This window comes from Streptomyces sp. NPDC002057 (assembly GCF_040296665.1).
In the GTDB taxonomy this organism is placed as follows: Bacteria; Actinomycetota; Actinomycetes; order Streptomycetales; family Streptomycetaceae; genus Streptomyces.
This window is the reverse complement of sequence record NZ_JBEOXR010000010.1, coordinates 139,628-152,371: the sequence shown is the minus strand read 5'-3', so window position 1 is coordinate 152,371 and position 12,744 is coordinate 139,628. Positions and strand designations below refer to the sequence as shown.

The 12,744-nt window shown below is 72.5% G+C and carries 14 protein-coding genes; 6 read left to right on the top strand and 8 right to left on the bottom strand.

The window, feature by feature from the left end:
- The coding region (locus tag ABT129_RS11590; protein WP_351899669.1) for a hypothetical protein at positions 1–273 on the bottom strand (273 nt) is incomplete at its 3' end.
- Between the two features lie 204 nt (positions 274–477).
- On the opposite strand from ABT129_RS11590, the gene ABT129_RS11585 reads away from it, so the two are divergent.
- Positions 478–954: a hypothetical protein gene (locus tag ABT129_RS11585; RefSeq protein WP_351899667.1), complete on the top strand. Its 477-nt coding sequence runs from the start codon at positions 478–480 to the stop codon at positions 952–954.
- A 297-nt stretch (positions 955–1,251) separates the two neighbouring features.
- A complete protein-coding gene (locus ABT129_RS11580) occupies positions 1,252–1,530 on the top strand; it encodes a chaplin (RefSeq protein ID WP_351899665.1) in 279 nt (92 codons plus the stop codon).
- A gap of 81 nt (positions 1,531–1,611) precedes the next feature.
- Here the strand turns inward: ABT129_RS11580 and ABT129_RS11575 are convergent, their stop codons facing one another.
- Positions 1,612–2,478, bottom strand: a complete 867-nt coding sequence (locus tag ABT129_RS11575; protein WP_351899662.1) for a tyrosinase family protein — start codon at positions 2,476–2,478, stop codon at positions 1,612–1,614.
- The gene (locus ABT129_RS11570; RefSeq protein WP_351899659.1) at positions 2,462–2,875 is read right to left on the bottom strand and encodes a tyrosinase family oxidase copper chaperone; all 414 of its coding nucleotides are present in this window, start codon (positions 2,873–2,875) and stop codon (positions 2,462–2,464) included. The genes ABT129_RS11575 and ABT129_RS11570 overlap by 17 nt, the downstream gene beginning before the upstream one ends.
- A gap of 174 nt (positions 2,876–3,049) precedes the next feature.
- On the opposite strand from ABT129_RS11570, the gene ABT129_RS11565 reads away from it, so the two are divergent.
- The 3 genes from ABT129_RS11565 to ABT129_RS11555 are packed head-to-tail and all read left to right on the top strand — an operon-like array spanning position 3,050 to position 5,241.
- Complete coding sequence (locus ABT129_RS11565) at positions 3,050–3,553, top strand: DUF5949 family protein (protein ID WP_351899656.1); 504 nt, start codon at positions 3,050–3,052, stop codon at positions 3,551–3,553.
- 19 nt (positions 3,554–3,572) lie between these two features.
- On the top strand, positions 3,573–4,223 hold the full coding sequence (locus tag ABT129_RS11560; RefSeq protein WP_351899654.1) for a vitamin K epoxide reductase family protein: 651 nt from the start codon (positions 3,573–3,575) through the stop codon (positions 4,221–4,223).
- Position 4,224: 1 nt separating this feature from the next.
- The gene (locus ABT129_RS11555) at positions 4,225–5,241 is read left to right on the top strand and encodes a glycoside hydrolase family 26 protein (protein WP_351899652.1); all 1,017 of its coding nucleotides are present in this window, start codon (positions 4,225–4,227) and stop codon (positions 5,239–5,241) included.
- A gap of 35 nt (positions 5,242–5,276) precedes the next feature.
- Here ABT129_RS11555 and trhA read toward each other — a convergent pair whose 3' ends face one another.
- Entirely contained in the window at positions 5,277–5,981 is a 705-nt protein-coding gene (gene trhA, locus ABT129_RS11550) for a PAQR family membrane homeostasis protein TrhA (protein WP_351899649.1), read from the bottom strand.
- Between the two features lie 194 nt (positions 5,982–6,175).
- Between trhA and ABT129_RS11545 the strand changes: the two genes are divergently transcribed.
- Complete coding sequence (locus ABT129_RS11545) at positions 6,176–7,999, top strand: phosphoenolpyruvate carboxykinase (GTP) (protein ID WP_351899647.1); 1,824 nt, start codon at positions 6,176–6,178, stop codon at positions 7,997–7,999.
- A 147-nt stretch (positions 8,000–8,146) separates the two neighbouring features.
- Here the strand turns inward: ABT129_RS11545 and ABT129_RS11540 are convergent, their stop codons facing one another.
- From ABT129_RS11540 to ABT129_RS11525, 4 genes are read right to left on the bottom strand one after another with little or no spacing between them, the layout of a single operon-like run.
- Positions 8,147–8,737: a prefoldin domain-containing protein gene (locus ABT129_RS11540; RefSeq protein ID WP_351899644.1), complete on the bottom strand. Its 591-nt coding sequence runs from the start codon at positions 8,735–8,737 to the stop codon at positions 8,147–8,149.
- On the bottom strand, positions 8,724–10,343 hold the full coding sequence (locus ABT129_RS11535) for a substrate-binding and vWA domain-containing protein (RefSeq protein WP_351899642.1): 1,620 nt from the start codon (positions 10,341–10,343) through the stop codon (positions 8,724–8,726). The genes ABT129_RS11540 and ABT129_RS11535 overlap by 14 nt, the downstream gene beginning before the upstream one ends.
- On the bottom strand, positions 10,340–11,560 hold the full coding sequence (locus tag ABT129_RS11530; RefSeq protein ID WP_502981723.1) for a toxic anion resistance protein: 1,221 nt from the start codon (positions 11,558–11,560) through the stop codon (positions 10,340–10,342). The genes ABT129_RS11535 and ABT129_RS11530 overlap by 4 nt, the downstream gene beginning before the upstream one ends.
- Positions 11,557–12,681, bottom strand: coding sequence for a hypothetical protein (locus tag ABT129_RS11525; RefSeq protein ID WP_351899637.1), 1,125 nt, complete (start codon positions 12,679–12,681; stop codon positions 11,557–11,559). The genes ABT129_RS11530 and ABT129_RS11525 overlap by 4 nt, the downstream gene beginning before the upstream one ends.
- Positions 12,682–12,744 lie beyond the last annotated feature (63 nt).

Below are 12,744 nucleotides of genomic sequence, written 5' to 3'. Positions count from 1 at the left end.
CACGAAGCCGCCGACCACGCCTCCGACGAAGCCGCCGACGACTCCGCCCACGAAGCCGCCGACGACCCCTCCGACGAAGCCGCCGACGACTCCGCCCACGAAGCCGCCGACCACGCCTCCGACGAAGCCGCCGACGACTCCCCCGACGAAGCCGCCGACGACCCCTCCCACGACGTCGCCGACCGCCTCGCCCAGTACCCCGCCCCAGCTTCCCGAGACGGGTGGTGACCCCGCGCTCATGGGCGCGGCCGCGATCAGTGCCGCGCTGATCATCGGCGGTGTCGTCGTCCACCTCCGCGGTGGCCGCATCGCCCGCCGCCACTGACGGCGTCGTCGCACGGAGCGTCAACCGAGGCCCCCACCGTCACCGGTGGGGGCCTCGCGCGTTGCTGCACACGGGGGAGTTCCGCCACGTTCCCCCGAAGGTCTCGTTGTCAGAACATGACTCTGCGCTCTCACGCCGGCATGGGGCTTCTCATGACCGCGTTCGCCTCCGCCGCCCTGGCCGCCCCGGCCTCGGCCGTCGAGGCGCCGGTGATCGTCCCGCTCCAGGGACTCGAGCCGGTACTCCCGATGGACGCCCCCGAGGTGGCCACCGGTGTTCCCGTCCCGATGCCCGGCGCGCCCACCGGATTCCAGAAGGGCCTGGGCTCGCTGCCCGACGTCGCCCTGCCCAGCGTGCCGTTCACCGGCACCCTCCCGAAGACGGTGGTGGACGCTCCGCTGCCCGAGGTCCTGAGGGGCAGCGAGCCCGGCCGGGCCCTCTTCGCGACGCCGCACTCGGAGATGGCGGCGGCGACCCCGGGCGCCGTCCTCGGCAACCCGGTGGTCGCACCGGAGGGGAACGGCCTCGACGGTCTTCCGGACCTCGCTGCGCCCCGTGTCGGGCTGCTGCCCCCGATGGTGAGCGGCGCCCTGGACTCCCAGCTCGGCGTCGCGCCCGAAGCGCGCTGACCCGTCCCCCGTTCGTTCTTCTGTGCGGGTGGCGACCGGTCGGGTGAAGACACGATTCTTCCCCGCCACCCTAAGGGTTTTCGCTCGTTGCAGAAGAAGGCTTGTCGCATGGCCGCGGCCCGCGGACCGAGGCCGTCCCGTCGTATCCGGCGGCGGACTCCCTCGGCCCGCGGGCCATTTTCCGGTTTTCCCTCTTCCCTTTCGGCCCAATGACCGTGACCCGCCCCGGTGACCGGCGTTGAACCGCAAAGACGGCCGTGATTCCTGCGGTCGCTTTCCACGTCCAAGGAGTTCTTGATGTCTCGCATCGCGAAGGCTGCCGCTGTTCTCGCCGGCACGGGTGCCGTTGCCCTCAGCGGAGCCGGCCTGGCCGTCGCCGACTCGGGCGCCGAGGCCGTCGCCGCCCACTCGCCCGGTGTCGCCTCCGGCAACGTCGTCCAGGTCCCGGTCCACGTCCCGGTCAACGTCTGCGGCAACACCGTCAGCGTGATCGGCCTGCTGAACCCGGCCTTCGGCAACACCTGCGCCAACGTCGACGGTGGCCACGACAAGGGTGACGGCGGCTACGGCGGCTGATCCCCCCTCGTACCGTCACGTGTCCCCCCGACCCACCGGGCCGGGGGGACACGTGTGTGCGGTGACGTGGGCGCGGGGAGCTCAGGCGTACCGGTAGATCCGGCTGTGGTCGAACATCGACGCCGGGGTCGCTCCCCAGGGCGCCATCGGCTCGTTCCGGGAGACGACCTTCCTGTACTGCCCGTCCCCGAGCGGCGGCGGTTCCGCCGGCAGGTAGGCGGCCCCCGGGTTGCGCGCCTGCCAGCGCGACCAGACCAGGTCGACGAAGGAGTGGTGCAGCCAGAACACCGGGTCGTTCACGGAACCGCCGCCGAGCATCAGGCCGCCGACCCAGCGGTGCACCCGGTTGTGGACGCGGAACCGTTCGTTGCCCCGGCCCGGCGCCCAGCCCTCCAGGCCGTTGCGGAAGCCGGCGGTGCTCGTCGAGTTCCAGGGCGCCACGTCGTACGTCCGCTCCCGCATGACCGCGTCGAGCTGGGCCGCCGTCGGGAGGGCGATCGGGTCGTGCGGGCGGCCCAAGTCCCTTGTCAGGAAGCGTCCTTCGGTCATCGACTGGGTGATCGTCCACCGTCCGGAGGAGTGGGCGAAGGGGCCGGTCATCACCTGGAGGTCGGTCCGGCGCCCGTTGCCGCCCATGAAGTCCTCGCCCCAGAGCGAGGAGGCCGGGGAGTTGTCGCGGGTCCAGTCCCAGTACGGCACGGACACCGTCGGGTCGATCCGGCGCAGGGCCGTCTCGAACTCCAGCAGGAACCGGCGGTGCCAGGGCAGGAAGCTCGGCGTCATGTGGGCGACCCGGAGCCTGCCCTCCCCGTCGGCCGTGTAGTGGTCGATGTGGGTGCGGACGAAGCGGTCGTACGCGCCGGTCCGCTTGAGCGCCAGGACGGCGGCGACGAACTTGCGGCGCTCGGCGCCGGTCAGGTCGCGCTGGTTCTTACGCGTGTACACCACGCGGGCTCCCTCCCGTCGGGTCGGTGTGGACGCCGTGGGCGCCGGCGAGCGGGGAGAGTCGGGCGGCGCCCAGCTCGTCCACGGCCGCGCGGGTGGCCGCCAGCGGCGTCGGCCAGGACTCGTAGTGGTCGATCGGGGTGACGTAGCCGCCGTCGGCGCAGCGCATCAGATGCAGCGGCCGGCCGTCGACCAGGGCCGTCGGCCGGCCCTCGGCGCCCGAGAGGCCGAGGATGCGGCGGCCCCGGTACATCTCGTCGAAGGCGTGCGGGTCGACCGGTTCCTCCGAGGGCGCCCCGGTGGCCGGGCGGGCCGTGATGCGGCCGAGCGCGCCTCCCGTGAAAGCGGTGACGGCCAGAGCGAAGAGGGACCGCAGGGCGACGCGGCGCGGGACGATCATGCGTGATCTCCTCGGGGTCGGCTGGGGGTCCCCCGCCGCAGGCTGGGGGAGCCCTCAGGGCACAACGATGAAACCCCGGGTTCGTTGCGCCGGAAATGCCAGCGGCGTGAATGTCGGCCGTTCGAGTGAAAACGGCGCGGGGAAAGGGTGGTTGGAGCATTAGCATCCGGATTCATGACCACTTCCAACGTCGTTTCCTCGGCGCGCAGCGCCTCTCCGCTGGGAACTCTCACGGTTATTCCGTGGTCCAGCGAGCCCTCCGCCGATTCGGCGGGCACGCCTTTCCTCATGGCGTACTCGCTCGGCGACGGCCGGGACGGGCCGGAGGCCGGTCAGCAGGCCATGCGGTCGGCCCTGGAGACCATGGGCCTCTCCGTCGGCGACCGGCTCTTCGACCTGGACAAGGACGCCGGGATCAACGCCTCCCTGCTCGTCGAGGGCGGCTCCGCCGTCCTCAGCCTGCCCTTCCTGAAGGTGCAGTGCCCGGTGCCCGACGAGTGGCAGGCGGCCGCCCGCGAGTCGGGGAAGGTCTACCTGATCTGCTCCCTGCGCCCCTGGCCCGAGGCGGTCCCCGGGCAGCCGGTGGACGAGGCGCGGCTGCGCGCCTTCGTCTCCGACGAGGAGATGCTCAAGGAGAGCGCCCACGTCCTGATGCCCGTCCGGCGTCTGCAGGGCTGAGCGGGAACGGGGTCGCGTCATGGCGACGGTGAATGTGCGGGGCGGGGTGCCGGGCCAGCGGCAGGAGGAGGAGTCCGCGCGGGAGACCGCGGGGGCGATCGGCGCGGGCCGGGCCTTCGCCTGGATGCTGATGGTCACCGGGGCGGCGGGCGTGCTGGCCGGCTGGGTGATCACGATCGACAAGTTCCACCTCCTGGAGGACCCCGGGTTCCAGCCCGGGTGCAGCCTGAACCCGGTCGTCTCCTGCGGCAGCATCATGAAGAGCGAGCAGGCGGCGGTCTTCGGCTTCCCCAACCCGATGCTCGGGCTCGTCACGTACGCCGTCGTCGTCGCCCTCGGTGCCGGGCTCCTCGCCGGGGCCCGCTACCGGGGGTGGCTGTGGCTCGGCCTCAACGCCGGGATGCTCTTCGGCGTCGGCTTCTGCACCTGGCTGATGTACCAGTCGCTGTACGAGATCAACGCGCTCTGCCTGTGGTGCTGCCTGGCCTGGACGGCCACGATCGTCATGTTCTGGTACGTCACCGCGCACAACGTCCGGCACGGGGTGATCCCCGCCCCGGCGGGGCTGCGGACCTTCTTCGGCGAGTTCGCCTTCGCCCCGCCCGTCCTGCACATCGGGATCATCGGGATGCTGATCCTGACCCGCTGGTGGGACTTCTGGACGAGCTGACGTGACCTCCCTCCGCCGCCGGCCGCGGGCCGCACTCACCGTGCTGCTCGCGGCCGTTCTCGTGCTCCTGCTGCCGTACGACCGGCTCGCGCCCGGCGACCGGCACACCGGCACCCTCGCGGTGCCCGAACCGGAGCCGCTGCCCGGGGTCCCCTCGGGGTTCTTCACCGGCTCCGACGAGGCCGGGGTGCGCCGGATCGCCCAGGCGCAGGCCTGGCTCGGCGGGGAGACGCTGACCGTCGGGCACACCTATCTGCCCGGCGACCGCTGGTCCAACATCGAGGGCCATCCGGCGCTCTTCGGCCCCTGGGCGCGCTGGAAGGAGGCGCGGCCGGGGCGGCTCTTCGTGCTGAACGTGCCGATGATGGACCGCAGCGAGGCGGGTCTCGCGGACGCCGAGGTGCGGGCGGGGCTGCGGAGCGGCGCGGCGGGAGCCTTCGACCGGCACTTCCGGGTCCTGGGGGAGCGGCTCGTGGAGCACCGGCTCGGGGACGCGGTCCTGGTCCTGGGCTGGGAGATGAACGGCACCACGTACAGCCATCGGTGCGGACCGGACCCGGCGGCCTGGAAGGCGTACTGGCGCCGTGTGGTGGACGTGCTGCGGGGGGTGCCGGGGCAGCGGTTCCGCTTCGACTTCACCCCGAGCCGGGGGCGGGACGCCGTGGAGTGGCCGCGCTGCTACCCCGGGGACGACGTCGTCGACATCATCGGCCTCGACGCCTACGACCAGCCCGCGGGTGTCTCCTTCGAGGAGCAGGTGGGCGAGGAGTACGGGCTCGAACACCATGTGCGGTTCGCGGCGGCGCACGGCAAGCCGGTCTCGTACCCGGAGTGGGGGCTCTTCCGGAACGGTGACAACCCGGCGTACGTCCGGGGGATGCTCGACTGGTTCGCGGCGCACCGGCCGGTCTACCAGACGTTCACCGACTACTGCCCGCACGGAGTGTGGGCGTGTGCCGACAATCCGGAGTCGGCGCGGGTGGTCAGGAAGGCGCTGGGGGCGCCGGCCGGCCCCTGAGGGCCGGTCCGGGCGGGTCCGGCCGGAGGGGCCGGTCAGGAGTGCTGGTAGGCCACCAGCGAGATGCCGACGTAGTGGACGATGAAGGCGGCCAGCGTCAGCGAGTGGAAGACCTCGTGGAAGCCGAACCAGCGGGGTGACGGGTTCGGGCGCTTGATGCCGTAGATGACCCCGCCCGCGCTGTAGAGCAGTCCGCCGACGATGACGAGGACGAGGACGGCGATGCCGCCCGCGCGCATGAAGTCGGGCAGGAAGAAGACGGCCGCCCAGCCCATCGCGATGTAGCAGGGCGTGTACAGCCAGCGAGGGGCGCCGACCCAGAAGACCCGGAAGGCGATGCCCGCGGCCGCCGCCGCCCAGACCGCCCACATGAGCGGCTCGGAGGTCGAGTCGGGGAGCAGGAGCAGGGTGAGCGGGGTGTAGGTGCCCGCGATGATCAGGAAGATGTTGGCGTGGTCGAGGCGCCGGAGCACGGCCTCGCCGCGCGGGCCCCAGTTGCCGCGGTGGTAGAGCCCGCTGATGCCGAAGAGCAGGCAGGCGGTGAGGACGTAGATCCCGCAGGCGATGCGGGCCCGGGGGGTGTCGGCGAGTGCGACGAGGACGAGGCCCGCGACGATCACGGCGGGGAACATGCCCGCGTGGAGCCATCCTCTGAGCACCGGCTTCGTCGGCAGCGTCGGGAGTGACGGGAGCGACGAGGGACGCTCGATCGGGGGCAGTTCCGGCGTTGCTGCAGTCATGGCGGAATCGTACCTACGGGCCCGTAGGTCCCGGATGCGAGTGGCGATGCTCACGTGGGCGGACCCCTGGACATATGGGCGGAACCGTCGGATGATCAAATGAGTGCGGTCGGCACCGGATGAGCAGCTACGAAGCATCCGGGTCGCGGCCCCCACGGGGCACACACCTCAATACCCCTCTACAAGGAGCAATCGTGGCGCGCGACAACGCGGCTCCCCAGACCCTTCCGACCCAGCACCAGGAGCTCGTCTCCTGGGTGAACGAGATCGCCGAGATCACCCAGCCGGACGCCATCGTCTGGTGCGACGGCTCCGAGGCCGAGTACGAGCGCCTCTGCGAGGAGCTCGTCGCCAAGGGGACCTTCACCAAGCTCGACCCGGTGAAGCGTCCGAACTCGTACTACGCCGCCTCCGACCCGACGGACGTCGCGCGCGTCGAGGACCGGACCTTCATCTGCTCCGAGAAGGAGGAGGACGCGGGCCCGACCAACCACTGGAAGGCCCCGGCCGAGATGAAGGAGCTCTTCGCGGGCTCCGAGGGCATCTTCCGCGGCTCGATGCGTGGCCGCACCATGTACGTCGTGCCCTTCTGCATGGGCCCCGTCGGCTCCCCGCTCTCCGCCATCGGCGTCGAGATCACCGACTCCGCCTACGTCGCGGTCTCCATGCGCACCATGACCCGCATGGGACAGCCCGTCCTCGACGAGCTCGGCACCGACGGCTTCTTCGTCAAGGCCGTCCACACCCTCGGCGCCCCCCTGGAGGAGGGCCAGGAGGACGTGCCGTGGCCCTGCAACTCCACCAAGTACATCTCGCACTTCCCCGAGAGCCGCGAGATCTGGTCGTACGGCTCCGGCTACGGCGGCAACGCCCTGCTCGGCAAGAAGTGCTACGCGCTCCGCATCGCCTCCGTCATGGCGCGCGACGAGGGCTGGCTCGCCGAGCACATGCTGATCCTCAAGCTCACCCCGCCGCAGGGCGAGCCGAAGTACGTCGCCGCCGCGTTCCCCTCGGCCTGCGGCAAGACCAACCTGGCCATGCTGGAGCCCACGATCTCCGGCTGGACCGTCGAGACCATCGGCGACGACATCGCCTGGATGCGCTTCGGCGAGGACGGTCGCCTGTACGCGATCAACCCCGAGGCCGGCTTCTTCGGCGTCGCGCCCGGCACCGGCGAGCACACCAACGCCAACGCCATGAAGACCCTCTGGGGCAACTCCGTCTTCACCAACGTCGCCCTCACCGACGACAACGACGTGTGGTGGGAGGGGATGACCGAGACGGCCCCCGCGCACCTCACGGACTGGAAGGGCAACGACTGGACGCCGGAGTCCGGGACGCCGGCCGCCCACCCGAACGCCCGCTTCACCGTCCCGGCCGGGCAGTGCCCGACGATCGCCCCCGAGTGGGAGGACACCAAGGGCGTCCCGATCTCGGCGATCCTCTTCGGCGGGCGCCGCGCCTCCGCCGTCCCGCTGGTCACCGAGTCCTTCGACTGGAACCACGGCGTCTTCCTCGGCGCCAACGTCGCCTCCGAGAAGACCGCCGCCGCCGAGGGCAAGGTCGGCGAGCTGCGCCGCGACCCCTTCGCCATGCTGCCGTTCTGCGGCTACAACATGGGCGACTACATGGCCCACTGGGTCAAGGTCGGCGCGACCGCCGACGCGGCGAAGCTGCCGAAGATCTACTACGTGAACTGGTTCCGCAAGAACGAGGCCGGGAAGTTCGTCTGGCCCGGCTTCGGCGAGAACAGCCGCGTCCTGAAGTGGATCGTCGAGCGCCTGGAGGGCAGGGCCGAGGGCGTCGAGACCCCGATCGGCGTCCTGCCGACCCCGGAGTCCTTCGACACCGAGGGCCTGGACCTGCCGGCCGAGGACCTGGAGTTCCTCCTCAAGGTCGACCGTGACGTGTGGCGCGAGGAGGCCGCCCTCGTCCCCGACCACCTGAACACCTTCGGCGACCACACGCCGAAGGAGCTGTGGGACCAGTACCACGCGCTGGTCGAGCGCCTGGGCTGATCCCGCACCCGAGACTCGTGGTGGGTTGCCCCGAACTACCGCCCTGACCAGTGGGGTCACGACGGCCCATCACGACGCAACCGGCCCCCGGAGCCCCCTCAGGCTCCGGGGGCCGGCGCACGTCCGGAACCGGGCGGCCCGCCCGGGTCAGCCGCCGCGCTCCTCCACGTACCGCGTGTGGATCCGCTGCCGGATCGCCTCCGCCTCCCGCAGGGCGGTGGCGATCGCCGCCGCCTCCTCGTGCAGCGCGGCCAGCTGGCGTCCGAGATGGCTCTCCGGGTCCTCGGCGCCCGAGGTGAACCGCGACCACCACCGCGTCCGTACGAACGTGTCGACGGCCTCCGGAACGTCTTGCCGCACCGCGCGGGCCAGCACGTGCAGATGCTCCGGGTCGCTCACCCAGCCCGGTTCGAGCAGGGCCTCGACGAGGGTGTCGAGCCGGTCGAGGGCCTCACGCGCGGCGGGCGGCAGCTCCACCTCGGCGAGGTACGCCCGCAGGGTCGCGAAGTCGGCCCGCAGCGCGTCGAGCTGCTCGCCCGCGCCCGGGAACTCCGGGGTGTCCGGGCGCTCGGGCGGGGCGATCAGCGCCCCGGCCGCGTACAGGCCCGCGACCACCAGCGGCCAGAGGCCGCCCGCCGCCCCGGTGAGCGTGACGCCGACGCCGGCCAGACCGCAGACGCAGCCCGTCAGGTTCTTGCGGGACCCGGCGTACCCGAGGAGCCGGTCACTGATAGCCACGGATCTCCTCGAAGGCGCCGTCGAGCGAGCCCCGGGTGGCGTCGAAGAGCCTGCCGCCGGTCAGGTCGGCGATGTGGCCGAGCTCGCCGCGGTCGGAGTCCCCGAAGAGGATCGGGAAGACCGGGGTGCGCCGCTGCCCGGCGGGCAGGGAGCGGTAGAAGGCGTCGAAGGCGGAGGCCGGGTCGCCGTCGGTGTTCTCCCCGTCCGTCATGAGGACGACGGAGGTGAACGTGTCGCCGGGCGCCTTCCCGAGGAAGCGGTACGCCTCCTGGACGCTGGAGTAGATCGCGGTGCCGCCGGAGGCGGAGAGCCTCCCCGCGTCGGCCTTGATCGCGTCCAGCGCCGCCCTCGGCGAGGCCGGGTCGACGGTGTGCGTACGGACCTCGCCGCGCTTCACCGCGGAGCCGAACGGCATCAGCGTGACCTCCTCCCGGTCCCGGAAGTCACCGGTCAGCTCCGCCAGGGCCGCCTTGAGGCGCTCCAGCCGCTCGCCGCTCATGGAACCCGAGGTGTCGAGCACGTAGACCGTGCGGGACGGCCTGCGCAGGGTGTTGTCGTACGCGTCGAGCAGACCGTCCGCCACCGCCCGGCTGCCGGGGAACGGCAGCTCGCGCCGCTGGTCCCGGGCGAGCGCCGACGCCGGACGGACCCCGGCCACCACCGGCCTGCGCAGCGTCGACTCCGTGATGCGGCGCTGGACGTCGGGGGTGCGCAGGTACGTCGTCAGCCGGCCGGCCGCCTCCTTCGCCTCCGGGCGGGCGGAGGTCAGCAGGGTCAGCGGATAGTCGGCGGTGACGACGCCGTCGGTCGGCCGGATCACGGTCAGCTCGCCCGACCGGAACGAGGACAGCAGCACCGACTCGTAGTTGACCAGGGCGTCGACGTCGTCGCGACGGCCGTAGGCGGTGGCCAGCCAGCCGGAGGAGCCCGAGGTCAGCTTCTGGCCGGTGAAGAACTCCTTGAGCTTCGGGGTGGCCCGGCGTACGTCCGCCTCGGTGAGCGCGGCCTGGGCGCCGGAGAGCCCCGAGGCCACCGAGACGAGGGCGGAGAAACCGGAGTTGGAGCGCACCGGATCCGTCATGCCGTACGTCAGCCTCCCGTCGGCGACCGCCCGGTGCAGCTGCGACCAGGTGACCTTCGCCGGGTCCCAGCCGAGCCGGGCGACGGCCGCCGGCCGCACCCCGAGGGCGACCGGCGAGACCATCACCGGCGTCTCGCCGGTGATCCTCTTCGCGGTGTCGGGGCGGAGCCGCAGGTAGTCGTTGGAGGAGAGCCAGACCGCGTCGTACGCCTGCTCCGCCGCGCCGGACGCGATCTGCTCGACGGCGTCCAGGGTCCCCGTGTAGGTGAGGCGGACGTCGACGCCGGTCGCCGTCCGGGCCGACCGCAGGACGGGCTCCATGTCGGAGAGTTCGGAGGAGGCCAGGACGCGGAGGGTGCCGGGCGTGAGCGCCTGGCCCTTCCCGTCGTCGGGCCCGGTCCGGTCGCCGGCCCCGCAGGAGCCGCCGGTGGCGGTGACGAGCAGGGCGAGCGCGAGCCCGGCCAGCGTCCGGGTGAGGGCGCGGTGCTTCCGGGCGGCGCCGGGCGCCCCGGGGGTGGTCCTCATGCCGGGCCACCGCCTTCCGGGGCTCCGGCGCGACGGCCGCGGGCCAGGTGGGCGCTCGCCTCCTGGAGTTCGGCGGTCAGCGACTCGACGGTCGCGGCCATCGACTCCGTCGCCCGCGCCTTGTACGTGTCGATGGCGTCGAGCGTCCGGTAGATCTGCTGGAAGGCCGTGCGGAGCGTCTCCGTGCCCACCGCCGGGTCGGCCGCGATCCGCTGGATCTCGCCCGCCTGGGTGGCGAGCATCTCGGCGTTGCCGCGGATCAGGTCCTCGGTCGTCGAGCGCAACACGTCGACCTGCTCGGCGACCTTCCCCTGGTGCTCCAGCGCCGAAGCGAGCATCACCGCGATCCGCAGCGCCGACAGGGTCGTCGTCGCGGCCCGCTCCACACCCTTGATCAGCTCGTCGTTGTTCCGCCGGACCACGTCCATAGCCAGGTACCCCTGCGCGCAGACGGCGAGTTGGGTCAGCAGGTCCTGGTGCTTCTGCCGGACCGGGAAGAGGAGGTCGGCGCGGAGCGCGTCCGCCTGCGCCGGGTCGGGCGTGGTGGCGACGCGCCGCTCCACGGCCGCGTCGAGGGCGTCGGTGAGCACCGCGTACTCCTGGAGCTTGCCCATGGTCTCCCAGAGCTGGGCCCGCTCGGTCAGCAACGCGGCGTTGTCGCGGCGCAGTTCGTCCTGGCCGCCGCGCAGCGCGCCGACGATCCGGTTCAGGGTGGTCTGCGAGGAGGCGTACCTGGCCACGTGGTCGCGGAGCCTGTTGCCGCCGGGGAGCTTCGAGAGCAGCCCCTTGAGGCCCCTGCCGGGGGTGTCCCGGGGGTCCAGGTCCTCGACGGTGCGCCGGAGCTCGACGAGGGAGGAGCCGACCCGGGACCGGGCGTCGCCGCCGGGGGCGCCGGAGCCGAGCGAGCGCACCGTACGGTCGAGCATGCGGTTCGACTGCCGGGCCGCGGAGCGCATCTCGCCCGCGCCCAGGCCCGCGATCTCGTCGACGCGGCCGGCGAACTCGGGGGAGCGCGGGTCGAGTCCCTCGATCGAGCCCACGTACGCGGCGGCCCGGCGGGACATCTCCGTACGGGTCGCCTCGTCCAGCGGCACCAGGCCGGAGGCCTGCTCGGCACGGACCGCAGGAACGGGCTCGGGCGGGGTGAGGACGAGCGGTGTGTCGTGCTCGGGCGGTGTCAGGGCCATCGTCCTTCTCGGATCGGCGGGCGGTGTCATGCGGTGTCCCCCTGGTCGCGGGCCCGCAGGGCCATCTCGTGCAGCACCTCGCTGGTGGGCACGGGCGCCTGGCGGACTCCGGTCAGCGTCTGGTTGAGGTACTCGGTGTGCGGGTCGGTCGCCGCGTCGAACTCGCTCGCCGCGCCCTGCGGCCGGAAGCCGTGCCGGACCGCGAGCTTGCGCAGCCCGGGATCGGTGGCGAGGAGTTCGCCCAGGGTCCGGCCGTTCTCGGTGAGCGGTACGAGGGTGTGGTCGCTGTTGACCGTGGTGTCCGGGTAGAGGACGACGAGGTCGCCCATCGGGCGCCCGGCGAGCAGCTGGGCGGCGACCTGGGACTCGTACACGAGGACGAGCGGGTTCCCGACGCCGCTGACGAAGTCCCGGAAGGGGGCGTCGGAGCCGGACTGCTGGGCGCCCTGGACCTGGACCAGCTTGCGCAGGAGCGGGGCCGTACGGCTGATGGCCGCCCTGTCGCCCGCGACCCGGCCGCCGTCGGCGACGTAGCTCGCGGCGGCGAGGTACAGGGCGCCGGAGTTGGAGGCGACCGGGTCGGTGGAGGTGATGAAGAGGGTGCCGCTCAGCTCGGCGTGGCCGGCGGCCCCCTTGAGCTGCTGCCAGGTCCGGTCGGCGCGGGCCGCCGCGAGATAGGCGTCCATCCGCAGGGTGCCGCTGGTCCCGCGCGCGCCCAGGGTCACGAGGCCGTTCCCGGCGAGGACCCGGGCGGCGGTGCTGTGCGCGACGACGACGAGCGGCGAGTAGAAGGGGCGCAGCGGGGCGCTCGCCGCCCGGCCGCCGGCCTTCGCGCGGAGCTCGTCGGCGGGCCCCTTGGAGGACGGGAAGGCGAAGTCGTACCCGTCGAGGGGCAGTTCGTCCATGTCCCAGGACCCGGAGGTCTCGGTGCGCACGGTGAGGCCCTTCGCGGCCAGCGCCTTCACCACGTGGGGGTCGGCGAAGAACTCCGCCTTCTCCGACCCGATGACTCCTCGCACGGTCTTCGTCGCCGTGCCCGTGTCCTTGTCGCCGCCCGTCACGAGGACGGCGGCCACGCCGCCGAGGAGCAGGACGGCCAGGACGATTCCCAGGATGCGTCTCACGCGGGCAGCGTGCTCGCGGAAACCCACATTCCAGGGGGAGTTGGGTGGACGAGGCGTGAAGGGGCGATCCCGGTACCGAACCGGAGGGCG